Source organism: Micromonospora wenchangensis, assembly GCF_002210435.1.
Taxonomy (GTDB): Bacteria; Actinomycetota; Actinomycetes; order Mycobacteriales; family Micromonosporaceae; genus Micromonospora; species Micromonospora wenchangensis.
Genome location: NZ_MZMV01000005.1, coordinates 156,410 through 179,978, shown reverse-complemented (window position 1 = coordinate 179,978; position 23,569 = coordinate 156,410). Strand labels below are relative to the sequence as shown.

17 protein-coding genes are annotated in these 23,569 nt (G+C 70.9%); 2 read left to right on the top strand and 15 right to left on the bottom strand.

Annotated elements, in window-relative coordinates:
* Nucleotides 1-36 precede the first annotated feature (36 nt).
* Nucleotides 37-420: a winged helix-turn-helix transcriptional regulator gene (locus B5D80_RS04635; protein ID WP_088642500.1), complete on the bottom strand. Its 384-nt coding sequence runs from the start codon at nt 418-420 to the stop codon at nt 37-39.
* A gap of 91 nt (nt 421-511) precedes the next feature.
* Between B5D80_RS04635 and B5D80_RS04630 the strand changes: the two genes are divergently transcribed.
* The gene (locus B5D80_RS04630; protein ID WP_088642499.1) at nt 512-1,159 is read left to right on the top strand and encodes an NAD(P)-dependent oxidoreductase; all 648 of its coding nucleotides are present in this window, start codon (nt 512-514) and stop codon (nt 1,157-1,159) included.
* 43 nt (nt 1,160-1,202) lie between these two features.
* On the opposite strand, the gene B5D80_RS04625 is transcribed toward B5D80_RS04630, so the two are convergent.
* From B5D80_RS04625 to B5D80_RS04615, 3 genes are all read right to left on the bottom strand, one after another.
* Entirely contained in the window at nt 1,203-1,661 is a 459-nt protein-coding gene (locus B5D80_RS04625; protein ID WP_088642498.1) for a hypothetical protein, read from the bottom strand.
* A gap of 188 nt (nt 1,662-1,849) precedes the next feature.
* Nucleotides 1,850-2,611 (bottom strand): LmeA family phospholipid-binding protein, encoded by a 762-nt coding sequence (locus B5D80_RS04620; RefSeq protein ID WP_158224127.1) that lies wholly within the window; start codon nt 2,609-2,611, stop codon nt 1,850-1,852.
* 209 nt (nt 2,612-2,820) lie between these two features.
* On the bottom strand, nt 2,821-5,115 hold the full coding sequence (locus B5D80_RS04615; RefSeq protein ID WP_158224126.1) for an MMPL family transporter: 2,295 nt from the start codon (nt 5,113-5,115) through the stop codon (nt 2,821-2,823).
* Between the two features lie 210 nt (nt 5,116-5,325).
* Between B5D80_RS04615 and B5D80_RS04610 the strand changes: the two genes are divergently transcribed.
* Nucleotides 5,326-5,988 carry a response regulator transcription factor gene (locus B5D80_RS04610; RefSeq protein WP_245854236.1) on the top strand — a complete coding sequence of 221 codons (663 nt, stop codon included), beginning with the start codon at nt 5,326-5,328 and terminating at the stop codon, nt 5,986-5,988.
* Here B5D80_RS04610 and B5D80_RS04605 read toward each other — a convergent pair.
* The 11 genes from B5D80_RS04605 to B5D80_RS04555 form a co-directional block, all read right to left on the bottom strand.
* Nucleotides 5,961-7,415: a sensor histidine kinase gene (locus B5D80_RS04605; protein WP_144081579.1), complete on the bottom strand. Its 1,455-nt coding sequence runs from the start codon at nt 7,413-7,415 to the stop codon at nt 5,961-5,963. The two genes, B5D80_RS04610 and B5D80_RS04605, sit on opposite strands and share 28 nt — an antisense overlap.
* An 11-nt stretch (nt 7,416-7,426) precedes the next feature.
* Entirely contained in the window at nt 7,427-8,188 is a 762-nt protein-coding gene (locus tag B5D80_RS04600; protein ID WP_088642493.1) for a response regulator transcription factor, read from the bottom strand.
* 237 nt (nt 8,189-8,425) lie between these two features.
* Nucleotides 8,426-10,081, bottom strand: coding sequence for a PhpK family radical SAM P-methyltransferase (locus tag B5D80_RS04595; RefSeq protein ID WP_088642492.1), 1,656 nt, complete (start codon nt 10,079-10,081; stop codon nt 8,426-8,428).
* Between the two features lie 39 nt (nt 10,082-10,120).
* A complete protein-coding gene (locus B5D80_RS04590; protein ID WP_211291394.1) occupies nt 10,121-11,443 on the bottom strand; it encodes a class I SAM-dependent methyltransferase in 1,323 nt (440 codons plus the stop codon).
* Entirely contained in the window at nt 11,440-13,230 is a 1,791-nt protein-coding gene (locus B5D80_RS04585; protein ID WP_088642522.1) for a non-ribosomal peptide synthetase, read from the bottom strand. The genes B5D80_RS04590 and B5D80_RS04585 overlap by 4 nt, the downstream gene beginning before the upstream one ends.
* Nucleotides 13,227-14,324, bottom strand: a complete 1,098-nt coding sequence (locus B5D80_RS04580; protein WP_088642491.1) for a thioesterase domain-containing protein — start codon at nt 14,322-14,324, stop codon at nt 13,227-13,229. The genes B5D80_RS04585 and B5D80_RS04580 overlap by 4 nt, the downstream gene beginning before the upstream one ends.
* Nucleotides 14,321-15,550 carry a cytochrome P450 gene (locus B5D80_RS04575; RefSeq protein WP_088642490.1) on the bottom strand — a complete coding sequence of 410 codons (1,230 nt, stop codon included), beginning with the start codon at nt 15,548-15,550 and terminating at the stop codon, nt 14,321-14,323. The genes B5D80_RS04580 and B5D80_RS04575 overlap by 4 nt, the downstream gene beginning before the upstream one ends.
* On the bottom strand, nt 15,547-21,441 hold the full coding sequence (locus B5D80_RS04570) for a non-ribosomal peptide synthetase (protein ID WP_088642521.1): 5,895 nt from the start codon (nt 21,439-21,441) through the stop codon (nt 15,547-15,549). The genes B5D80_RS04575 and B5D80_RS04570 overlap by 4 nt, the downstream gene beginning before the upstream one ends.
* A 30-nt stretch (nt 21,442-21,471) precedes the next feature.
* Complete coding sequence (locus B5D80_RS04565) at nt 21,472-21,720, bottom strand: hypothetical protein (protein WP_088642489.1); 249 nt, start codon at nt 21,718-21,720, stop codon at nt 21,472-21,474.
* Nucleotides 21,717-21,938, bottom strand: a complete 222-nt coding sequence (locus tag B5D80_RS35055) for an MbtH family NRPS accessory protein (RefSeq protein WP_088642488.1) — start codon at nt 21,936-21,938, stop codon at nt 21,717-21,719. The genes B5D80_RS04565 and B5D80_RS35055 overlap by 4 nt, the downstream gene beginning before the upstream one ends.
* A gap of 34 nt (nt 21,939-21,972) precedes the next feature.
* On the bottom strand, nt 21,973-23,226 hold the full coding sequence (locus B5D80_RS04555; protein WP_088642487.1) for an MFS transporter: 1,254 nt from the start codon (nt 23,224-23,226) through the stop codon (nt 21,973-21,975).
* Nucleotides 23,227-23,569: the final 343 nt, after the last annotated feature.

The following is a 23,569-nucleotide window of genomic DNA, read 5'->3' as shown; positions in this document are numbered from 1 at the left end:
CACTCCGGCACCGCGATGGCCGCGACGGGATGTCGGTCATGTTGCGTTGTCGTAGGCGTCCTGCGAGGCGGCGATGTCGCTGAGGTGTTCGATGGACCAGATCTGCAGCGCCCGCAGCGGCTCCAGCAGGGTCCAGCCGGCCTCGGTGAGGGCGTACTCGACCCGGACCGGCACCTCGGGGTAGACGGTCCGGCGGACGAGCCCGTCGCGCTCGAGGCCGCGCAGGGTCTGGGTCAGCATCTTCTGGGAGATGCCGTCGATGCGCCGGCGCAGTTCGGAGAAGCGCGCGTCACCGTCGCCCAGGATGCCGACGATCAGCACGGTCCACCGGTCACCGATGCGGTCGAGGATGCGGCGGGTGGCGCAGCCGGCGAGATACGGGTCACCACCGGCACCCGGGGTTGACGGCCTGGTTACCAAGAAGTGCCTTCTTTCCGATGGGTAGCTGCTCTCTTACGGTAACCGAGGAGGTCCCGTGAGGTCTCCGATCCCCTTCGAGAAAGGCAGTTCCATGTCCCGCATCGTTGTCATCGGTGGCACCGGCTATGCCGGGTCGGCCATCGTCGCGGAGGCCGCCGCCCGAGGCCATCAGGTGACCGCGTTCAGCCGTTCGCTTCCCGCCGAACCGGTCCCGGACGTGACCTACGTCCAGGGCGACGCCACGGACGAGGCGGCACTGTCCTCGGTCGTCTCCGGTGCGGACATCGTGGTCGGCGCGCTGTCGGCGCGCGGTCGGCTGGCCGGCTCGTTCCGCGAGGTGTACCGCAGGGTCGCGCGTCTCGCCGACGGCGGGGGTCTTCCGCTGTACGTCGTCGGCGGTTTCTCGTCGCTGCGTCCGGCGCCGGGTGCTCCACGCTTCGTCGCGGATCTCAACCACGCCCCGGCCGAGTTCCACGACGAGATCGTCGCCACGGCAGCGGTGGTCACCGAGGACCTGCCCGCCACCCCCGATTCGCTCAACTGGGTCTTCGTCAGCCCGGCCGGCCGGTTCGGCTCGTTCGCGCCCGGGCAGCGGCTCGGCGAGTACCGGCTCGGCGACGACGTCGCCCTGCAGCCCGACGGTGGCGGGGCGATCTCGGGAGCGGACTACGCGCTCGGGTTCGTCGACCTGATCGACAAGGGCGACCATCACCGGGCGCACGTCAACCTCGGCTACTGAGAATTGCCGGCCCGGTCCCGCGCGACGCGGCCGGGTGACCGGTTCACCTGGCCGGTGGGCAGGCGGTGGCGAGGAGGTCGGTGATGAGGGCTTCGGTGACGCCGATCATGCGGAGCAGGTCGCGGGTGAGGTGGTCGGCGAGTCGGGCCTGGCCGGGCGGGTCGAGGTGGGCGGCGGCGCGGAGGACTGCGGCGATGGCGCCGGCCGCGGCAATGACGGTGATGTGACTGTCGTCACTGGTGGGGGTGTCGGCTCGGATTTCGTGAAGTGCGGCGAGGAGGTCGTGGCTGAGGCGTGCGGCGATGCCGGCGGGTCGTTCGGCGGACACGGCGAGCGGATGGGTGAGGATGTGGGCGAGGTCGGGGCGCAGGGCCGCGAGGCGGCCGGTGAGTCGGACGTTGGTGGCGAACCGGGTGACGGCGTCGGTGCCGCCGGGGGTGTGGGCGTCCCGCCAGGCCACGTACTGCTCGACGGCGTGGGCGATCGCGGCATCGGCACCCACGTCGAAGGGCTCGGCACCGTCACCTGCCGCCGAAGCGGACCGCCGAACCATCGCCCCGACCGGTGGCCGGCGAGGCTGCCCCACCCCGGCACCGCTGCGCCGGTGACCTGCGGCGGCTGGCCGCTGCTTCGACCTCCGCGTCCCGCCGCAGCCACCCGGCGGTGGGACGCACGATTCCCGGGAGAAGCTCACCGGCACGCCTTCCCGGAGCCGCTCCCGGCCGGCCGGACGTCGTTCCCGGTGATCGTCAGTCGGAGCCCGTCGGCGGTCGCGGCGGCCCCCTCGTAGACGAGGCCGGCGGGTAGCGTCGGCAGATCGACCGTACGCGACTGGGCCTTGTCGCCGAGACGGCTGGCCGGCAGCCGGATGCCCAGGAACGGGATCTCCACCTCCTCGGGGTCGATGCGCAGGACGCCATCGACGATCTCGGGATCGGCGTACACCGTCACCTGCCGGGAGCCCCCGAGCAACGGAATCTGCATCTGCACGGTGAGCCGTCCGGCGTCGTCCGCGCCGTAGCCGGCCGGGCTCGTCGCGCCCGCAGAGCCGTGGGCGGCGGCCGTGCCGAGCTGGGCGTACGGCAGGGTGACGTCGGCGACGACCGACCCGGCACTGATCCCCCCGGAGCCGGACAGCCGCACGTCGTGCGCGGTCGCATCCACCGCCGCGGAGAACCGGCCGACCGTCACCTGCGGCACCCGGACGTGAACGGTGTGGAAGGTGCCGCGAGCCGACTGGATCAGGAACGGGCCAAGCCCGAAATCGGCCTCGGGCGGCTCGCTCAGGCCGGCGGTGCACTGCAGCCGTTGGGCGAGACGGTCGGCTGCGCGGTCGGCGACGACCCGGTCGGCGGTGAACCCGAGTCCCAGCAACAGCACGACCGGCGCTCCGGCGATGATCCATTTTCTTTGCACAGCCACTCCCTGTGTGTGAGTCGGGATTCTGGCCACCGCCGGACCGGGCCGGCGGTGAGCGCGCGGGCGAACACGAGGCTGACCGCGACGACGAGGCGGGTGCCGCTGCCGGAGGATCCGGTGGCGTCCTCGCCTCGCCCGGGTCCGGTGCCGAGGGTGCGCAGATCGGTGGCTGCCCGGGCGGGTTCGTCGTCGAGCGCGACGATCATGAGGGCGACGAGCGGCACACCGACGGCCCCCGCGCTCTACCGGTGCCCGGTGAACGCCACCGTGTCTTCGTCATCGGTCGGTAGGTGCTCTCCTGCGGCGGCCGCGACCGGCGGCGGGTCGAAGGCCGCCGGGTCGGCCTCGATCGAGATTCTGGGCAGGAGCCGGTCGAGAAGCGGGGGCAGCTGCCATTGCCGTTCCCCGATCAGAACCATCACCGCCGGCACGAGCAGGCAACGCACGATGGTTGCGTCGACTGCCACGGCGACCGAGAGTCCGAGTCCGAACATCTTGACGATGGGGCTGGAGTTGATCAGGAAGCTGGCGAAGACGGCCACCATGATGAGTGCCGCGCTGCTGATGATCTTGCCGGTGTCGGCGAGTCCGAGGCTTACCGCCCGGCGGTTGTCCCTGGTGGCATGCCAGTGTTCCTGCACCGAACTGAGCAGGAAGACCTCGTAGTCCATGGACAGGCCGAACAGGATGGCGAACATCATCATCGGCACGTAGGACTCGATCGGCACCGGCCCGTCCAGGCCGAGCAGATGGATTCCCCAGCCCCATTGGAAGACCGCGACGACGACGCCGTAGGCGGCGGCGATGGAGATCAGATTCATGGCGGCGGCCTTGGCGGCGAGCCAGAGCGACCGGAAGGCGAGCAGCACGAGTACACAGGCGAACGCCACCACGGCGCCGATCAGCAGCAGCAGCCGCTGCGAGATGCGCTCGGCCAGGTCGGCCTTGGTGGCGGTCAGCCCGCCTACGTGACCTTCGGCTCCCCTGCCGGCCAGGGCCTGCGGCAGCGTCGTGTCGCGGAGCCGGTGCACGAGCTCGACCGTGCTCTCGTCCGAGGGCGACGTCTGTCCGGTCACGCTGAAGACCGCTACGGCGGAGTCGGCGCTGACGACCGGGGCGCTGACCTCCCGTACGCCCGGGGTGTCGGCGAGTACGGCACCCAGCGCGACCAGACGGGGGTCTTGAGCTCGCGGGTCCTGGCCGGCCGCGTTCTTCGCCCCGGGCGGAGCGGTGGCTGGATCGACCATCTCGACGACGACCCGCAGCGGACCGTTCGCGCCGGGCCCGAAGCCTTCGGCGAGGGCGTCGTAGGAGCGCCGCGACTCGGTGGAGGTGGGCAGTTTTCCGGAGTCCATCTGGCCGAGCCGCAGGGTGGACACGGGGGCGCTGAGCGCGAGCAGCACCACGGTGGCGGCCAGTGCGGTCAGCAGGGGCCGCTTCGCCACGCGTACGGCCAGGCGGGCCCAGACCGTGGTGTCGAGTTCCGCGTGATCGGCGACGGTCGTGCGGTGCCGGCTGCCCGGCAGGGAGAACCGGTTGATCCGGGGACCGAGCCAGCCGAGCAGCGCCGGTGTGAGGGTGGTGGCCGATGCCAGGCTCACGGCCACGACGATGGCGGCGGAGTACCCCAGCCAGCCGACGAAGGAGACTCCGGACAGTGCCAGACCGCACACCGCGATGATGACGGTGCCGGCGGCGAAAACGACCGCCCCGCCGGATGTCGCCGTCGTGCGGGCGGCGGCCTCTTCGGCCGAGAGGCCGCCGGCCAGCAGGCGCCGGAATCGCACGACCAGGAACAGCCCGTAGTCGATGCCGACCCCGAGGCCGATCATGGTGGCCAGGGTGGCCGCCACCGTCGGGATGTCGACCGCGTTGCCCAGCAGTTTGAGCAGGGCCAGACCGCTTCCGACGGACAGGACGGCGGTGAGGATGGGGACACCCATGGCGACGGCGGATCCGAAGGCCAGCAGCATGACGATGACGGCCATCACGATGCCGATGAGCTCGCTGGTGTGTACCGGGCTCTTGGACAGTTGCTGGCCCAGTTGCCCGCCGATGGACACGTCCAGCCCGGCGTCGGTGGCCGGGGCGGTCGCATCCCGTACCCGCTCGGCGAGGTCGACGGTCGCCGCGGATGCCGACTCCGGTGTCACGGTCAGGTAGCCGGTGCGGCCGTCCGTGCTGAGGGCGGGGGTGCCGGCGGCCGGCGGACCACTTACCGCACTGACGCCCGGGATGTCGCGGATCCGCTCGGCGGTGGCGTTCAGGGCGTCCTGGTACGTCTTGTCGGTCAGTTTGCCGCTCGGTGCCTCGACCACGACCGGGCTGGGGTCGACCGACCTGCCGGGAAACGCGCGATCCAGCAGGGTCTGCGCGACCGCGCTGTCGCTGCCGTCGACCGCGATGGCGTCGGCGTTGCCGCCGTCGAAACGGCTGCCGGCGAGGATGAGAGCCAGGGCCAGGACGACCCAGCCGACGGTCACCGCGCGGGCGTGACGCGCACAGAACCGGCCCAACCGGTAGAGGATGGTTGTCATGTCGATGCGCTCACACGTGACTCGTCGTGCTGGGGCCTCGTGGCCGTTGTCGTTGACACGTAGATCAGCGAACCAGCGGATGCTTACCGGCAGCCGCCGCTGATGCTGACGGTTGTCTGAGGACTGCTGCGGCATCATGGACCGATGAGTACGACCGGCCCTACCGCCCTTCTGCACTCCGGACGGCCAGGGATGCCGGCCCGGGTCCTGGTGGTCGATGACGAGGCGCACATCGTCGAGGTGCTGGCGGCGACGTTGACGTTCGCCGGGTTCGACGTGCGGGCTGCGCGCTCGAGTGCCGAGGCTCGACAGGTCGCCGCCGAATACCGGCCCCAGGTGGCCCTCCTGGATGTCCTGCTCCCCGACGGGTCCGGCTTCGATCTCTGCGATTCGTTACGGGAGGTCCATCCTGAGCTGGGCGTGCTGTTCGTGACGGCCCGCGATGCCGTCGGCGACCGGCTGACCGGGCTTGGTCTGGCGGACGGTTACATCACCAAACCATTCAGTGTCGCCGAGGTGATCGCCCGGCTCAACGTGCTGCTGCGTCGTCTGGCTGCCCGGCGGTCCGACCACCCGGTCGATCCGGTGCTGCGGGTCGGCGACCTGGAGGTGGCCGTGCAGAGTCACCGGGTGAGCCGCCGGGGAGACGACGTGGAGCTGACACCGACCGAGTTCCGGGTGCTCACCTACCTGATGAGTCGCCCTGGACTTGTGGTGAGCAAACAGCACCTGCTCAGCGAGGTGTGGGGGCATCAGTTCGGCGACGTGACGGCCGTGGAGAAGGTCATCAGCCAGTTGCGCCGCAAGATCGGTCCAGGGCTGCTGCACACCGTACGCGGATTCGGCTACACGGCGCGTGACGGTGCGCCGTGAGCCGGCAGGGTGACGCGCGCCTCCAGCCCTCCCCCGTCGTCCCGCCGGTCATGCAGGCTCAGCGTCCCGCCGTGTTGTTCGGTGATCTCCCGCGCGATGCTGAGTCCCAGACCGCTGCCACCGTTGGCCACGCGACCGCCGTCGGCCCGCCAGAAACGTTCGAAGGCACGTGCGATCGACTGTGGGTCGAGGCCTGGTCCGTGATCCCGCACCAGGATCACGAGACGGTCGTCGACGCGGGCGACGACGATGTCGATCGGGCTCCCCGCCGGTGTGTATCGGACAGCGTTGCCCAGCAGGTTACGCATTACCTGGACGAGCGACGTCTCGTCGCCCAGCACGATCGCGTGGGGCGGTTCCACCCGGAGTGAGATCGTCCGGCCGGGCTCGATCATGCGCAGATCGGTGACGAGGCCGCCGAGCGCGGCAACGACATCGACCGGCATCCGTTCCAGCGGCCGGCGGGCGTCCAGCCGGGCCAGCAGGATCAGGTCCTCGACCAGGCGCTGCATCCGCGCGGTTTCCTCACTGATACGCGCCATGGCCAGGTCTGCCTGGTCCCAGTCGACGACGCCGCCGTTGAGGTAGAGGTCGCTCCAGCCCCCGACGGTGGTCAACGGTGTTCTGAGTTCGTGTGACGCATCGGCCACGAAGCGGCGGACCCGGTCCTCGGCATCTTCCCGTTCGCCGAAGGCCGCGTTGAGCTCGGCCGCCACCCGGCCGATCTCGCTGTGCGGATGCGGTACCGGGATACGACGGCCCCGCTGTCCACCGGCGATCGCCCGTGCGGTGTCGGCCACGACACGCAACGGCCGCAGACCGATCCCGAGGACCAGGTTCGCGGTCAGCACCCCCGCCGTGAGGATCGCCGCCGAGGCGGTGACCTCGACGAGCAGCAGGCGGTTGAGCGTAGCGTCCACGTCGGCCAGGGAGATTCCGACGACCAGCGCAGCCGGCCGCACGCGTACGCCGTCGATGCTGAGCGTGATCCCCGCGGCCGCGCCGGAAAGGTCGATGATCGTCAGCCGGTAACCGGGTCCGCCACCCGCGCTGGCGGCGGTGAACGGCTCGGAGGTGGCCCTGATGGATTCGGGCAGGACCGGCGGCGTCAGATCCTCGTTGCCGGACACCGCCTCGTGCGCCACCAGCAGCGACCCGTCGTCACCTGCCACGGCGACGTACTGGGTGCTGGGTGCCAGCATCCGCACCGTGTCCCAGCTGATCGTGTTTCCGCTGTCCCTGCCGACCTGACCACCGATCCGGTCCGCCAGCGACTGCAGGGTCGCGTCGAGCCGGTTACGCAGGAATGTCTCCAGCGCGGCGTAGGCGGTGACGTCGGCGACGAGCAGCCCGGCGGCGAGCAGCGCGAGGGTCCCGGCCAGCAGGCGTCCCCGCAGCCCCTGCCAGGCGCTGGTGACATGCGGCACCGCCGGCAGCCTCACGCCGCGGGCCCCCGCATCGCGTAACCGAATCCCCGAACGGTGTGCAGCAGCGGCGTCACGCCATCCGCGTCGATCTTGCCGCGCAGCTGGCTGATGAACTTCTCCACCACCGAGGTGTCGCCGCCGTCGTAGCCCCACACCTCGCGCAGGATCTGACGGCGTGACAGCACCAGTTCGACGTGGCGCATGAAGTACTCCAGCAGCCGGAACTCGGTCGGCGACAGCGTGATCGACCGACCGGCGCGGACGACCCGATGGGTCCGCTCGTCCAACTCCAGATCCCCCACGCGCAGGCACGTGGCGGGTTGCGCCGCCGGCACCGTACGGCGCAGCAGCACGTTCAGCCGGGCGACCACCTCCGCGGTGCTGAACGGCTTCGTCACATAGTCGTCAGCCCCCAACGCCAGGCCGGTCACCTTGTCCTCGATCCCGTCGCGGGCGGTCAGCAGCAGAACCGACAGCTGTTCGTCGCGGGCCCGAAGCTCCAGGCAGAGATCGAGACCGGAACCGTCGGGCAGCATGACGTCCAACACCGCAAGCTCCGGCATGAACTCGCGCGCCAGCACTCGCGCCTCGGCGCAGCTCGCCGCCGCCCGCACGGTGAAGCCCGCGAACGACAGCATCGCGATCAGCACCTCCGCGATCGCCGCTTCGTCCTCGACCACCAGCACGCGGGCCGGCCGCAGAGCAACGAGTCCGGCGGCGCGCGGGCGGAGCCCACCCGAGCGCCCCCGGCCGGCGGGGTTCGGGGTCGTCACCGCTCAACCATGCCGCACCGCCGCCGCCGATCACCCGGTGACAAGCTTCTCATCGCCTGCTGATTGGCTGAATCCGCCGTCCGGGAACCGACCGCAGTCACCATCCGGCGTGACGTGATGTCGTCCTGCGCGATCAGCACGAACGCCCACCTGACCGCCCTCCTCCGCCCCGGGGCAGCACTGCCGGTCCCGGCCATCCCTGGGCTGGATGTCAACCGGAACGTGCCAGAGCGATACCTAGGCGAGTCGGGTGGATCCGTAACGTGAGGGCCGCACGTCCACCCCGGCGTACCAGTCGGTCAGGGCCCGTTCCGCGATCCGGCGGCCTGCCTCGGCGGCCTCGCCGTCACCGTCGTTGAGCAGCATGAGATCACGAGCCAGCCGGTGCAGCTCGACGACCTGCTCGGCGCTGAACCCCCGGCCGCGCAGGTAGGGCAGCGCCCAGAAGTCGAAGTTCCACATCGGCATCCACGATGACTCGGTCACCTCGGCGAAGACCCGATCCACCGCGTCGCAGGCACCGGCCGAGTCCATCGTCGCGTGCCGCCAGCGGAAATCGCGCCCCGTCAACGCGTACTGCGCCGCCTGCTGGTGGATCGGGGCCCGATGGTTGTACCACCACGGCTCGATCCGGAAGAACGTCGGTGCCGCGTCGTTGACGAAGTCAATGGTGTTCTGCACGGTCTGTTCCGTCTCGCCGGGAAAGCCGGCGATGAACGAGGCGAACGAATTGATGCCGCGTTCGTTGAGCCGCTGGATTCCGTTGCGGTACCGGTCGACGCTCGCCGACTTGTTCATGGCCTTCAGGACCGTGTCGTCGCCCGACTCGATCCCGAGGAAGACACCGGCGCACCCACTGCTCGCCATCAGATCGAACATCTCGCTGCCCCGGACGTTGCCACACCGGAAGTACGAGTACCAGCGGAAGCCGTACCCCTTGCGGATCATCAGGTGGCAGATGTCGACAAAGCGCGGAAGCGGCACGTTGAAGGTGTCATCGATGAAGACGACGTCCGTCGCGCCCAGCTCGGCCATGGCGTCGAGTTCCCGTTCGATCGTCGACAGTGAGGCCAGCGACAGCGCCCCGGCGCGTACGGGGTAGTCGCAGAAGCTGCACTTGAACGCGCAGCTTCGCGCCGTGCGGGTCTGCAACACCGGTCCGAGGTCGGCGCCGTCGAAGTGGCTCCACTCGACCGCGCACTCATCGAGGGAGTTGTTCTCCGGTATCCGCCGGGTGCGCACCACCGTCTCCCCGTCCCGGACCCACAGCAGGTTCGGTACGCCGTCGAGTGACTGGCCGCCGCGGACGGCCTCGACGAGCTTGCGCAGGGTGTCCTCGCCCTGACCGTCGTGCACGTACACGTCGGCGCCGATCTCCGCGAGCACCCAGGGCAGCGTGGCCGAGTCGGTGTCCATGATCAGGTTGGCGACCAGCGGTCCACCGACCACCACCATCGTCTCCGGGTTCTGTTGCCGCACGTACTCCACCAGTTCGATGGCCGGACCCGGCGAGATGTAGAAGGTGGTGGTGATGATCGTGATCAGAGGATCACGGTCGGTGAGCAGTGCCGTCAACCGATCCTGTTCGGGGCGGAACGCCGAGACGAAGTCCGCCTCGTACCCGTGCTGGCGCAGGTGGCTGGTCAGGTACACCGCCGCCAGGTTCGGGACCTCCCCGATGTGGAACCCGACGTGGCCGGTGCCCGCGCCGGACCGGCGGCGGTCCAGTTCCGCCAGCAGATCCATGTACGGCAGCCGCTGGCCGTCGAAGCGGACATGGTCGTGACGCGCGGTCCGGTACTCGATGGCCTGGCCGCCCTTGCGGCTCACCAGGTCCAGGTGGCGCCCGAAGGGCGTGTCGTTGTAGCCGATGACCAGACAGTCGAGCCGCATGTCGTGTCCCTCCAGAAGCCTCTCCGAGGCGTCGCCGCCCTACCGGCGCGCGCTGAGCATGAACATCTGACCCGGTGCGGACCGGTCCCGGCCGGTGCGCTCCGCGTCCAACTCGACCAGCCAGGCCAGGTGCGCCGCGCCGGCACCGGACGCGCTGCCCCCGGTGATCAGCCAGTCCGGGAACGTGCAGAAGCTCCTGGTCGCGACGTCGTGGAACCCCGATCGCGCGCACTCGCTGGTCAGCACGTCCGGTGGGACGAGCCGCCCGCGTAGGTCAGCCGCCTCCTGCGGTGAGTAGAAGGACAGGAAGGTCTGGAACCGGCAGTCGGGGTTCCAGGCGCTCACCACCAGCCGGCCCCCGGGACGCAGGGTTCGCCCGACTTCGGAGAAGAACCGCTGGCGCTGCGCGGCCGAGAGGTGGTTGACGGTGCCCATCATGCAGCTCACGAGGTCGAAGGCGCCGTCACGGAACGGCAGGAAGGTGCCGTCGGCCACCGCGAACCGCCGCTGCCACCGCCCGTCGACACAGACCCGAACGCCGGCGTCGCTCAGATCGACACCGAAGGAGCGGACCCCGTACCGGTCCAGGACCTGGGGGTAGCGCATGGTGCCGCTGCCGATGTCGAGCGACGTACGGTAACCGTCGACAGGACCCAGGGCCCGGAACAGCTCGACCATCTCAAGCTGCTTCTTCGCGGTGTCTGCCGCCCCGGTGTTCTCGAACTGGAGATAGAACGTGGCGTCATAGGCGTCCAACCTGGTCCCGCCGGTGTCGAGCAGGCCACGGTCGTCGAGTTCCCTGACCAGTGCCGCCGGTCCTGACACGGTCCGGATCGGCGGCGACGCGTCGGCGACGGCCGCGCGGCAGGCCGCGTGCCGTGCGAGGGCGTCGAGGTAGGTGGCGTCCCAGGCCAGCAGGATCTCGAAGCGGTCGGCGGCCTCGCCGGCACGGCCCTCCTCCTGAAGGCGTCGGGCCAGGTGGTAGAGCTGTCGCAGCTCCTCCCTACCCGGTCCGGCCAGCGCCGCCTGCTGGAACGCGATCGCAGCCGCGGCCGGTGCGCCGATCCGCTCGAAGCATTCGGCTGCCGCGTGCCAGGCGGACGCCCGCAGCGGCGGGGACGCGCCGGCCGCCTGGAAGTAGCCGACCGCCTCGCCCGGCTCGCCCCGGCCGCGTAGCGCCTGCCCCATTGCGTACGCCGCCGCCGCGCGAGCGTCCAGAGCCGCCTCGGCCGTCCGGCCCACCGCCTCGATTGCCGGGTCGCCGTCTGCGGTGTCCGAGTGGTCCGCGTCGTCGCCCACGCCGAGCGGTCGGTGTTCGGCCTCCGTCAGGGCGGCGGCCCGAGCCGTCCAACGCGGCTTCACCGGCCACTCCCGTCGACCACCGGCGCCGTCGGCTGCTTCCCGATCCACGCGCTCAGCTCGGCCACGGTCGGATACCGCAGGAACGTCTCCAGCTCTGCCTGGATCCCGAGCTCCTCGTTGAGCCGGTTCGTCAGCACCCCCGCGAGCAGCGACGTGCCGCCCAGTTGGAAGAAGTTGTCGTCCGGGCCCACGTCGACCGCGTCGAGGACCTCCTCCCACAGGCGGCGGACCGCGTCCTCGACCGGCCCCTGCGCGGCGGTCGCGGTGCCGGTGCCGCTGACCGCCACGTCCCGCGCGGCCAGCGCGGCGCGGTCGACCTTGCCGCTGGGCGTCGTCGGGAACCGGTCGACCGCCAGGACCGCCACCGGCACCATGTACGCGGGCAACGTCGCGGCGAGTTGCCCACGTACGTCGGCTGGCCACCCCTCGGGGCCGGCGATGGCGTAGGCGACCAGCCTCCGCTCTGCGCCGGGCCTGCCGTGCGCGACCACCACGGCGTCGGCGAGGCCCCTGACGCCCTTCACCGCGACCTCCACCTCGCCCAACTCGACCCGGTGGCCACGGATCTTCACCTGGCCGTCGTCGCGGCCGAGGAACGTGACGGAACCGTCCTCGGCCAGGCGTCCCCGATCACCGGTGAGATACAGCCGCCCGCCGGTGGCGTCGTACGGGTCGGGGACGAAGCGTCGCGCCGTCAACGCCGGGCGGTGCAGGTAACCGCGGGCCAGTACCCGTCCGCCAACGGCGATCTCCCCCGTCGCGCCGACCGGCAGCGGCAGTCCCCGGTCGTCCAGCACCACGATCCGTGCCCCGTCGATCGCGGTGCCGATCGACGGCAGCTCGGGCCAGCCGGCCGGGTCACGCCCCAACCGGAACGAGGTCACGATGTGCGTCTCCGAGGGACCGTACTGGTTGACCAGGGTGGCCGCCGGCAGCTCGGTGAAGAAGCGCCGCAGCGTCGGCGTGACGTAGAGCTGTTCCCCGGCGGTGATGACCTCCCGCACCGTCCGGGGGAACCGTCGCTGCCCGGCGGCTGCGCCGGCCAGTGCCTGGAGCGCGACGAACGGCATGAACATCCGGTTGATCCGGTTGTCGTCGACGAAGCGCAGCAGCCGGTGCGGGTCACGCCGTATGTCCTCGTCCACCAGCACGAGGCAGCCGCCGGCGGCCCAGGTGCTGAACATCTCCTGGAAGGACGCGTCGAAGCTGAATGCGGAGAACTGGAGCGTACGGGTGCCCTCCGCGCAGTCCGACGCTCCGCGCTGCCAGTCGATGAGATTGACCAGCGGTCCATGGGGCATCGCCACGCCCTTGGGTACGCCGGTGGAGCCGGAGGTGTACATGACGTACGCCAGGTCGTCGACGGTGACGGTTGGTGGTGGCTGCCCGGTCGGGGCGTCACCCGGCGGGTCGTCGTCGTCCAGCCACAGGATGCTGACGCCGTCGCTTCGCGGCAGTCGCTCGGCGACACCGGGCTGCGCCAGCAGCACCGGCACGTCGCTGTCGCGCAGCATGAACGCGAGACGCTCCGGCGGGTAGGCCGGGTCGAGTGGCAGGTACGCCGCTCCGGCCCGGAGCGTGGCCAGCACCGCGACGGGAAGGTCGACGGAACGGTCGACGCAGACGCCGACGACGCGGCCCCTGACGTCGTGGCGCAGCAGCCGCCGCGCCAGCCGGGACGCCGCGGCGTCCAGGGCCGCGTACGACACCGTCCGTCCGTGGTACTCGACGGCCGGGGCCTCCGGTGTCGCCCGACACCGGTCGTCGAAGCCGCGCAGGACGGTCATGACCACGCCGCCGACGTTGCCAGGGCTTCGGTGAGGATGGCGGCCAGTTCCCCGACGTGTGGTTCGGTCAGCATCGAGTAGTGGTCGCCGGGGACCAGGTGGCGGCGTACCGGGTACCTGGTGATCCGCTGCCAACTGGCGGCGGCGCGGTCCTGGGCGACCGGGTCCCCGTCCGATGCGAAGACCAGCACCAGGTGCTCCACGGGCCGGTTTAGCCGATGGTGGCGGCGGGCGTGGTCGTGGGCGCGGAACAGCGTCAACCAGCTCAGCAGCTCGCTGAGGTCGGTGTCGGAGGACACGGCACCCACTTCCCTGGCCGTGGCGAGGACCCGGGCGAGGCCGTCGTCGAAGGTGAGCTGCCGCAGGTCGTCGGCGGGCACGGAGAAGGGGCGACCCAGCACCCGGCCCAGGTGCGTGGCGAAGGCGGACAGGATCGCGGTCTCGTCCGGTGCCCCGGTCTCCTCCGCCGGGTAGCTGTCCACGGCCGCCAGCAGATCGACCCGCGCGCCCGCCTCGCGGAGCAGGCCGGCCATCTCGGCGGCGATCAGCCCGCCGAGGGACCAGCCGATCAGCGAGTACGGTCCGGTGGGGTGCGCCTCGGTGAGCCGGGAGAGGTGGTGCCGGGCGATGTCGGAAAGCTCCGGTTCGTAGGGTTGGGTGTCGGCCGGGGGCGCGGGCAGACCGTAGACCGGTCGTTCGGCAGGCAGCAGCCGTACCAGCTCGCGGAAGCCGACGAGGTCCCCGCCAGCCGGATGTACGCAGAACACCGGGTCGGCGTCGCCGCCGTGCCGTAGCGTCACCGGGCCGGCCGGGGAGTCGGGCAGCCGGACGCCGAGGTCACGTCGAACCAGACCGCTCAGCACCGAGACGGTCGCCGCTTCCTCGTCGGCGTGCTCGAACAACGCGGAGACGGGCACGACCGTCCCGAACGTCTTCTTGATCCGGGCGAGCATCTGGATGGCGAGCAACGAGTGGCCGCCGAGCGCGAAGAAGTCGGCGTGGATGTCGACCTCGTCCAGGCCGAGCAGATCTTCGTAGATCCGCGCCACCCCGAGTTCCACGCTGTCACCCCGGACACTGCGTGTAGCGGTCATACCGTCACTTCCCCGTCGGGACGATGGATGGGCAGGAGGGCGACCTCGAGCCGGTCGAGGCCGTGCAGGAACGTCGAGGCGGTGCGGACCGGCTCCCCGCGCAGCTCGATCCGGTCGACCTTGTCGAGCAGCACCTGGAGCAGTACGCGCACCTCGATCCGGCCGACCGAGGCGCCGACGCAGTAGTGCGGTCCCGCGCCGAGGCTGAGGTGCCGGTTCGGGCGGCGGTCGATGCGGAACGCGTCCGGTTCGGCGAAGACCGACTCGTCGCGGTTGCAGGACGGGATCCAGAGCACCACCCGGTCGCCGGCCTGGACCCGGGCGCCACCGAGCAGGACGTCACTGGTGGCCGTACGCATGATGTGCATCGGTGGTGAGGCCCAGCGGAGCACCTCCTCGACGGCCGACGGGATGAGCGAGTGGTCCTGCCGCAGCCGCAGCCACTGGTCGGGATGCCGGGCGAAGGCCAGCAGCACGCCGGAGACGGCGTGTCGGGAGGTGCCGAGCCCGCCGTTGACCAGGCCGTCGCAGCTCAGCAGGATCTCGTCGTCGGCGAGCCGCCGGTCCGGGTCCGGTTCGTGTGCCAGGGCACTGACGACGTCGCCGCGGGGATCCTCCCGCCGGCTCTCCAGCAGGTTGGCGAAGTAGCCGAAGACGTGGGCGCTGGCGGCGCGCCGCGCGCTGCGGCGTCCCTGTCCGGTCTCCTCGGCGAAGGCCGCGCGGACGAACTCGGCGAGCCGGGTGGTGTCGGCCTCGCTGGTGCCGAGCATCCGTCCCATCGCCCAGACGGGCACCGTGTCGGCGAGGCGTTGCACGATTTCCACCGGCTCGCCGGTGGCCAGCGTTTCCACCTCGGCTTCGAGCCGCTGGCGCAACGCGTCCCGCATCGCTGTCACCTCGTCCGAACGAAACCACGCCGCGTGCGCCGCGCGTAACCGGGCATGGTCGGCACCGTCGGCGACGACGAGCATCCTGCCGGCGGCGGCGGTCACCGCGGCCTCGTCGGTGCCCAGTCGCATGCCGCGGGTCGAGGTGAACCGGACGGGATCTTCGAGTACCTGCCGGGCGAGGTCGTGGGTGGTCACCGACCAGAACGGGCCGTGCCGGGAGGAGCTGATCCTGACGATCGGACACCTGCGACGGGCGGTCCGCCAGAGGGCGAGGCGGCCGGTCCCCCGGTAGGTCGCCGGGTCGGTGAGGTCCACACCGGTGAGTTCCGGTGTCATGGCGACCCGTTCCGCTCTCGCGGGATCCCGACCGGGCCCGCCGGGTCGGTCGTCATCATGTCCAGCGCCACGGCGAGTTCGCCGATCACCCGGTCGACGGTCGTCTCGTCGAACAGCGTCGTGTCGTACTCCAGGAAACCCGTCATCGGCCCGGGGCCGTCCTGAAGGACGAGCGCGAGGTCGAACCGCACGGCGTCGGAGGCGACCGGTACCTCTGTGACGTCGAGACCGGGCAGTGTCGCCGGTCGGAGCGGCGTGTTGTTCAGCACCAGCTTCACCTGGAAGAGGGGGGTGTTGCGACCTGAGCGGCGCGGTCTCAACGCCTGCACGACCCGTTCGAACGGCACCTCCTGGTGACGCAGCCCGTCCAGCACGGTGGTGCGGGCGCGGTCGAGCAACCGCAGCCAGGTGGGGTCGCCGCCGGTGTCGATCCGCAGCACGATCTGGTTGATGAAGAATCCGAGCATGGTCTCGGTCTCCGGGGTCGACCGGTTGGCGACATCCGTGCCGACGGCGATGTCGTCGGCACCGGTGAGGTTGTGCAGGGTCGCGGCCAGCGCGGTCAGCAACACCATGAACGGTGTGGTGCCGGTCGTCTGGCTCAGTTCCCGGACGGCGTGGCTGGTCTCCGTGGACAACCGGACCGGTACGGTCCGGCCGACGGGTCGCGCCCCGGGCGGTCCCGGACGGTGCGTCGGAGGCGGGAACAGGTCAGGGACACCGGCGAGCCGTCGTTTCCAGAAGTCGAGTTGAGCGCCGACGTGCCCCTCGTCGTACGACCGCCGCTGCCAGACGGCGTAGTCGGCGTACTGCAGGGCCGGCGGTGCCGGATCGGGCGCACGTCCCGCCACCAGTCCGGCGTAGGTCTGCGCCAGTTCGGCCGTGAGCAGGCCGAACGACCAGCCGTCGTGGACGATGTGGTGCATCGACAGCAACCACGCGTGGTCCTCGACGCCGAGCCGGACCACCTGTGTCCGCAGCACGGGGCCGGTCGCGAGGTCGAAGGGACGCCGGTACTCCCCGTCGACCAGCCGGCGCAGTTCGGCCTCGCGTCGCACCGCCGGCAGTGCGGTGAGGTCGACCAGCGGCATCGGCACCGGCGCTGCCGGCAGGATCCGCTGTCGGGGCACGCCGTCGTCGGCCACGATGGTGGTACGGAGTATCTCGTGCCGGGCGACCACCGCGTCAACGGTCGCGGCCAGGGCCCGCACCTGCAACGGGCCGCTGATCCGGTCGAACACCGGGACGTTGTACCGGTGGTTCCCCGGGTCCAACTGCTCCGTGAACCACAGGCGTTCCTGGGCGAAGGAGGCTGGCAACCGGGCGCTGCGGTCGACCGGGACCAGTGCCGGGGCGTCGTCGTGGGCGCCGGCCAGGGCATCGACGTAGCTCGCCAGGTCGGCCAGGGTCCGGTGGTCGAAGGGTGCCCGCACCGGCACCTCGACACCGAGCTGTCTGCGCAGCCGGAACACCACCTGCAGGGTGAGCAGGGAGTGGCCGCCGAGCCCGAAGAAGTCGTCCTCGGGGCCGACGTCGTCGCAGCCGAGCAGCGCGCGCCAGATGTCGGCGACGACCTCCTCGGTCGCGGTCAGCGCTCGCGGAGGCGTCGTCCAGGTCTCCTCCAGCGCCGCCGGATCCGCCGCCATCCGGCGCAACTGTGCCCGGTCGACCTTCCCGTTGCGGCCCAGCGGCAGTTCGGTGACGGGCAGGTAGCGGGTCGGCAGCGCCGGTTCCGGCAGCCGCTCGCGCGCGTGCGCGGCGAGTTCCGGGACGATCGCCGCGCAGGCCCGACCCCAGAGCGGGTCGTTGGCGTACGGTGTGGGGTCCCAGCCCTCCTCCGGCTGGCGGGGGACGGCCCCACCGGGCGCGTCGACGGCCCCGGGGCGGCGCAGCACCACGTCGTAGGCGCCGTCGGCGTGTCCGGCCGCCCAGCTCAGCTCGACGTCGAGGGATCCGTCGTCGGCCAGTTCCCACCAGTCGTCGGGTGCGATCCCCTCCGGCGGCAGGCCGGTGACGTGGGCGACGAGTTCACCGACCGAGGAGGCCGCCTCTCGTTCGGCCAGCGACCGGCACAGGTGACGGGCCCAGGACAGGCGCGCGTTCGGCACGGCGGTCAGCCGTACGGCGGCACAGCGCTCGGCGTCGAGCAGGCCGAGCAGGTCGCGCGGGGTACGACGACCGGGTCCCCAGGCGTAGGTGGGGGGTTCCTCGACGGCGACGGGGGTGCCGACGGTGAGTATCACGTCGTACCGGAAGGTGACGAGTTCGTTGTCCTGACGGCCGCGTTTGGGTAGCACCTGGACCCGCGCGATCCTCGGCCACCGCGCGCCGATCTCGGCGAACACGACGGGGTCCAGGCAGAGTTCGGACTCGCGGGCGACGCTGCGCCGGACCCGCTGGCGCAGCTCGGCCAGGCGCATCCCGACCGGGGCCAGGTGCGCCTCGACGCAGGTGTGGAACAGCTTCGTCAGCGACAGGTTGCGTACGTCGCCGACAAAGACGTGGCCGCCGTCGGGCAGTACGTCGACGGCCTGGCGCAGCACCAGCAGCAGGTACTCGACGGACGGGAAGTACTGCACCACCGAGTTCATGACGACGGTGTCCGGCGGGGCGGTCGTCGGGGCGGCCCGGAAGCTCTCGTGGGCCGGCGCGACCCAGGTTTCGACCCGCTCGGACAGTGCCTCGCCCGCGCCGCGCACCGCGTACCGGACGTACTCGACGGCGGCGGCGGAGTTGTCGGTCGCCCGGTAGGATTCGCAGGTCGGGGCGATCTGGCCGAGGATCATGCCGGTGCCGCAGCCGATCTCCAGGACCCGGCGCGAGCGCAGCAGCCGGATGCGACAGGCGGTGTCGTCGAGCCAGGCCCGCATCTGCGCCGGGTCGAGGGGCCGCCCGGAGTAGCTGCTCAGCCAGCCGGTGAGGTTGAAGAAGGGGTCGTGGTCGCCCCGTAGGTCGCGGTACGTGTCCTCGTAGAGGTCCCGCCACTCCCGTACCCGGTCGTCGTCCCAGTCGCCGTCGCGCGTCCGCTGGTTCTCCAGGCAGACGAATGCCACGATCTGCTCGTCACCGGTGCCCGTGCCGATCAGGGTGGCGGCGCTGGAGCGGACCGCCGGGTGGCCGTCCAGCACGGCCTCGATCTCCCCGTATTCGATCCGGTGGCCGCGTACCTTGACCTGCTCGTCGCGGCGGCCCAGGTATTCGAGGTCGCCGTCGGACAGGTACCGGGCGAGGTCACCGGTGCGGTAGAGCCGGCCGCCCGGCTCGGTGCCGAACGGGTCCGGCACGAAGGCCGCAGCGGTGAGCGCGCCCCGACGCCAGTAGCCGAGGCCCACCCCGGTGCCGCCGACGTACAGTTCGCCCGGCACGCCGATCGGTGTGGGGCGCATGGCGGCGTCCAGGACGTAGACGCGCAGGTTGCTGATCGGTGTGCCGATCGGAACCCGCCCGTAGGGCGTGACCCGGTCGCCGTCGTACGCCGTGCACGCGACGGCCGTCTCGGTCGGGCCGTACTCGTTGACCAGTCGGATCGCGAGGTGCCGGCGGCGCAGTCCCGCGACCGCCTCGCCGTGCAGCGCCTCGCCGCCGACGGCGACCGTCCGGCACGGCAGTGCCGGTGCGTCATCCGTCGAGGAACGGGCCAGGAACCGCAGGTGGGACGGGGTCAGCTTGATGAGGCTCAGGTCGTCGGCCTGGTGGAGGACGGCCAGCAGTTCCGCTCCCGGCACGTCGCGCTCGGCGTCGCCGATCACCAGGTGCTGGCCGGCGAGCAGCGGCGCGAACAGGCTGGTCACCGTGAGGTCGAAGGCCAGCGACGAGTGGACGGCCACCCCGGTCCCCCGGGACAGGGTGTAGTACCGGGCGGCCCAGCGCAGATAGTTCACCACGTTGCGGTGGGTGAGCAGCGCCGCCTTGGGCTGGCCGGTCGAGCCGGAGGTGTACATCAGGTACAGCGGGTGGTCGGCGGAGACCGCCACCGCAAGGGGCTGCGCCGGTCGCGCCGCGATCGAGGTGCGTTCGGCGTCCAATCCGACCACCAGCAGCCCGGTGCAGTCGACACCGTCGGGCACACCGTCGGCCACCACGAGCAGGGTGGCCCCGCTGTCGGCGAGCATGGCGTTGGTCCGCAACGCCGGCTGTCCCGGGTCGAGCGGGAGGTAGGCCGCGCCGGTCTTCATGATCGCGAGGAGCACGGCAACGGTTTCCGGAGCGTGCGACAGCAGTACCGCCACCGTACGGCCGGGTCGGGCGCCGGCCTCACGCAGGTGCTGGCCGATCCGGTTCGCCGACCGCACCAGGTCGCGGTAGACGACGACGGCTCCGGCGTGCAGCACCGCCGGCGCGTCCGGGGTCAGTTCGGCCTGTTCGTCGACCAGCTCGTGCAGCGGCACGTCGACGCCGGGTGCCGTGGTGTCGTTCCACTCGACCAGGATCCGGTGCAGCTCCCGCCCCGGTGTCACCGGCAGCTCGCCCAGCCGCCGTCGGGGGTCGGCGGTGGCCGCCGCCAGCAGTTCGCGGAACGAGGTGGCCAGCCGGGCGACGGTCGACTCGTCGAACAGGTCGGTCGAGTAGTCGACCAGGCATTCCAGGCCCTGATCGGACTCCCAGACGTTGAAGTCGAGGTCGAAACGGGCCGAGTCGGTGTCGGTCTCCAGCAGCGTCACCGTGAGGTCGGAGAGCGACCCGCTCAGCGGCGGCGTGTTGTGCAGTGTGAAGTTGACCTGGTAGAGCGGGTTACGGCCGAGGTCACGCTCGGGAAACAGCCGCTGCGCGATGAGGTCGACGGAAACGTCCTGGTGTGCGTATGCCGCCAGGCACGTGTCGCGTACGTGCCGCAGGAGTTCGTCGAAGGTCTGCCGGCCGTGTGGGCGGACCCGGAACAGGACGGAGTTGGCGAAGAAGCCGATCAGGTCGTGCAGTTCGCGGTGCCGGCGGTTCGCCACCGCGCCACCGATGACGATGTCGTCCTGCCCGCTCCACCGGTGCAGCACCGCGCTCAGCGCGGCGAGCAGAGTCATGTGTGTGGTGGTGCCGTGGCCGAGGCTCAGTTCGCCGACGGCCGCGGTCAGTTCGGGGCCGAGTGCGAACCGGTGGGTCGCGCCACGATGGGTTTGTACGGCGGGACGTGGACGGTCGCCGTACAGCGTCAGCGCCTCCGGTGCCCCGCTGAGCTGGGCCTGCCAGAAGGTGAGCTGTTCCTGCGCGGCCGTGCTGTTCTCCCAGTCCACCTGCCATCGGCTGTATCCGGCGTACTGCACGGGCAGCGGGCTCAGCGGGCTGGGCCGGCCGGCGGTGAAGGCGCGGTAGAGCTGGTCCAGCTCGCGGCCGAACACGCTCAGCGACCAGCCGTCGACCGCGACGTGGTGGAACGTGACGAGCAGGATCGACTCGTGCCCCGACAGGAGGACGAGGCTGGTCCGCATCGATGGTTCGACGTCCAGGTCGAATGGCCGACGACGTTCGATCGACGCGAGGCGGGAACTCTCCCGGTGTGCGGCGTCGGGTTTCAGGCCGCGCAGGTCGATCACGGGCAGTGCCGTTTCGACGGCCGGCCGGACGCGCTGGCGTGCCACCCCGTCCACCACCGGGAAGACCGTGCGCAGGATGTCGTGCCGGGCCACGATCGCGCGCAGGCAGCGGTGCAGCACGTCGACGCGCAGTGGCCCGGCCAGGTGGAACGGGTTGACGCTGGTGTAGAACCCGCTGTCCGGCCTGAGCCGGTGCAGGAAGAGGATGCGGCGCTGCGCCGACGACACCGGGGCGTCGCCGTCGCCGGGCCGGTCGTACAGGGCCACCGGAGCGACCATCCGACGGTCCCGAAGCCGCTCCAGCAGCAGGCCACGCTGCTCGGGGGTGAGGCTCTGGATCCGCTGGGTCAGTTCACGCGCCGTCACCGTGCTCCGCCGGTCCACGTCGTGCCGCCGTCAGCTCGCGTCGGTCCGCAACTCGGCGGGCACCTCGAAGCGGAGTACGGACTCGCAGAACGTCCGCCACTGTGGGGTGTCGGCGTCCCACAGCACGCCCTCGTCGTCCTGCACCGGATGCAGCACGACGGTCAGGTCGTGGCGTAGGTAGACCACCGTCTCGTCGGTCAGGTCGGGTCGTTCCGGCTCGACCCATTGGGGAAAGCGACGCAGGTCGGCCAGCAGGTGCCCTCGGTAGTACGGGATCATCGGCGGGCTCCCTGCGCGGAGCGGACGCGTGGGCTCGACGGGCGGGTAGCCGTCCACACCCCGTCGATCCGGGTCGGGCGCCTGCGGCGCGGTCCGACGCGGCCGGCGTCCCGCCAGCCCGGCGGGTTCGGTCGTTCGTGCGGCGAGTTGGAGTACTGCTCCTGGTGGTGGTGAACGACGTGGTAGAGCCGCGCGTCGTCCGCATCCCCGTTCGTCATCGTCCTCGTCTCCTACGCGGGTTGGACCGGGTCTCTAGGAACGCGCGCCCTCCAGGGCCGGCTCGGCAGCCGGTGTCACTCCAGCCCGGCCGATGCTGCTGAAAGCCCCGGACAGCGCGATGAGGACCATCGCCGTGCCCACCACGACAAGGACGGGGGTGACACCGAACCCGGCCGCCAGGGCCGTGATCGTGGCCGCCCCGAGTGGTCCCAGCGCGGAGTGGATGGTCCAGAAGGCCGCGGTCACCCGGCCCAGCAGATGGCTCGGGGTGATCTCCTGGCGCAACGACATCGAGCAGATGCCGGCAACCCCGCTGCCGAGCAGCATCACCGCCATGAACACCGCGAGCGCCGGCACGTGGTGCACCAGTCCCATTCCGGCCACGGCGAGGCCGGCGAGGCTGAAGGCGCTGATCCAACTGGGCCCGAAGCCGAGCCGTCCACGGACCCGGGCGACCACGGAGGACGCCACGAAGGTGCCGACCGTGCCGGCGGTCAGGACGTAGCCGACCACCGCGTCCGACTGCCCGAGTTCGTCCTTGAGCCGGAAGATGACGGTGTCGGTGAGTCCGTAGGTCAGGAACGTCAGCAGCGACAGCAGCAGGGTGAGCTGGCGCAGCAGGGGATGCGCCCACACGAAGCGCGCACCGGCCAGGAACTCGTTGCGTACGCCGCCGGCTTCGGCGTCGGCCGGGCCGGGCTGGGCCGGTCGTGCGGCCAGCCGGATGAACAGCACGCCGATCGCGGCGACGGCGAAGGTGATCGCGTCGACGCCGATGGCCGCCGCCGCGCCGAAGGCTGCAGCCACGAGGCCGGCAAGCGCCGGTCCGGCGACGCTCGCGATCGCGTACGTGGCATAGAGGTGGCCGTTGGCCCTGGTGATCTGGTCGGTCGGGACGATGGCCGGGACCACGGCCACGTAGGTGACCTGGAAGATCATCGAGAAGACGCCGGCCAGTGGCACGACGAGATAGATCAGCCAGGACGGCTCGGCGACGAGGAAGACCAGCGCGACGGTTCCGTACAGCACGCAGCGGGCGCCGTCACAGATCATGAGGAGGGTCCTGCGGTCGAAACGGTCGACCACCACGCCGGCGAACACCCCGGTGGTGATGGAGGCGACGCCGGTCAAGCCGGTGACGATTCCCATCTGGACGAGTGAGCCGGTGACCTGGAGGACGAGCAGTGGTATGGCCACGTAGGAGAATGAGTCCCCGATCGCCGAGAGCGTCTGGATTCCCAGGAAAGTCCGGTAGTTCGAGTTACGCCACAGCGAGGTGCCGGCCACCGCGGCGTCGGGTCGGTGACCGCTCGTGGGATCGACTTCCCCGCCGACCCGTCCGGGTGGGTCCGTAGCGACTTCTGGATCAAGGTCGGACACGAGCAATCCCCTAACGTGGACCCGATTAGTCCATCATGATAGTTCTGCTCGGTCAAGGCTGGGTGCCGGGTGTGATCATCCGGTTGACAGGGATAAATGACTGACCTATGGTTCCATTGGTACATGTCACTGTAGTGACGGTTCCGACCTGGCCACAACGGGGCATTTATCACTGCCGGGTATCTGTCGCCGCACCGGGCGTCGCCGAAATGATCATGGAATGTCCCACCATCCTGACGGGCGAATTCTG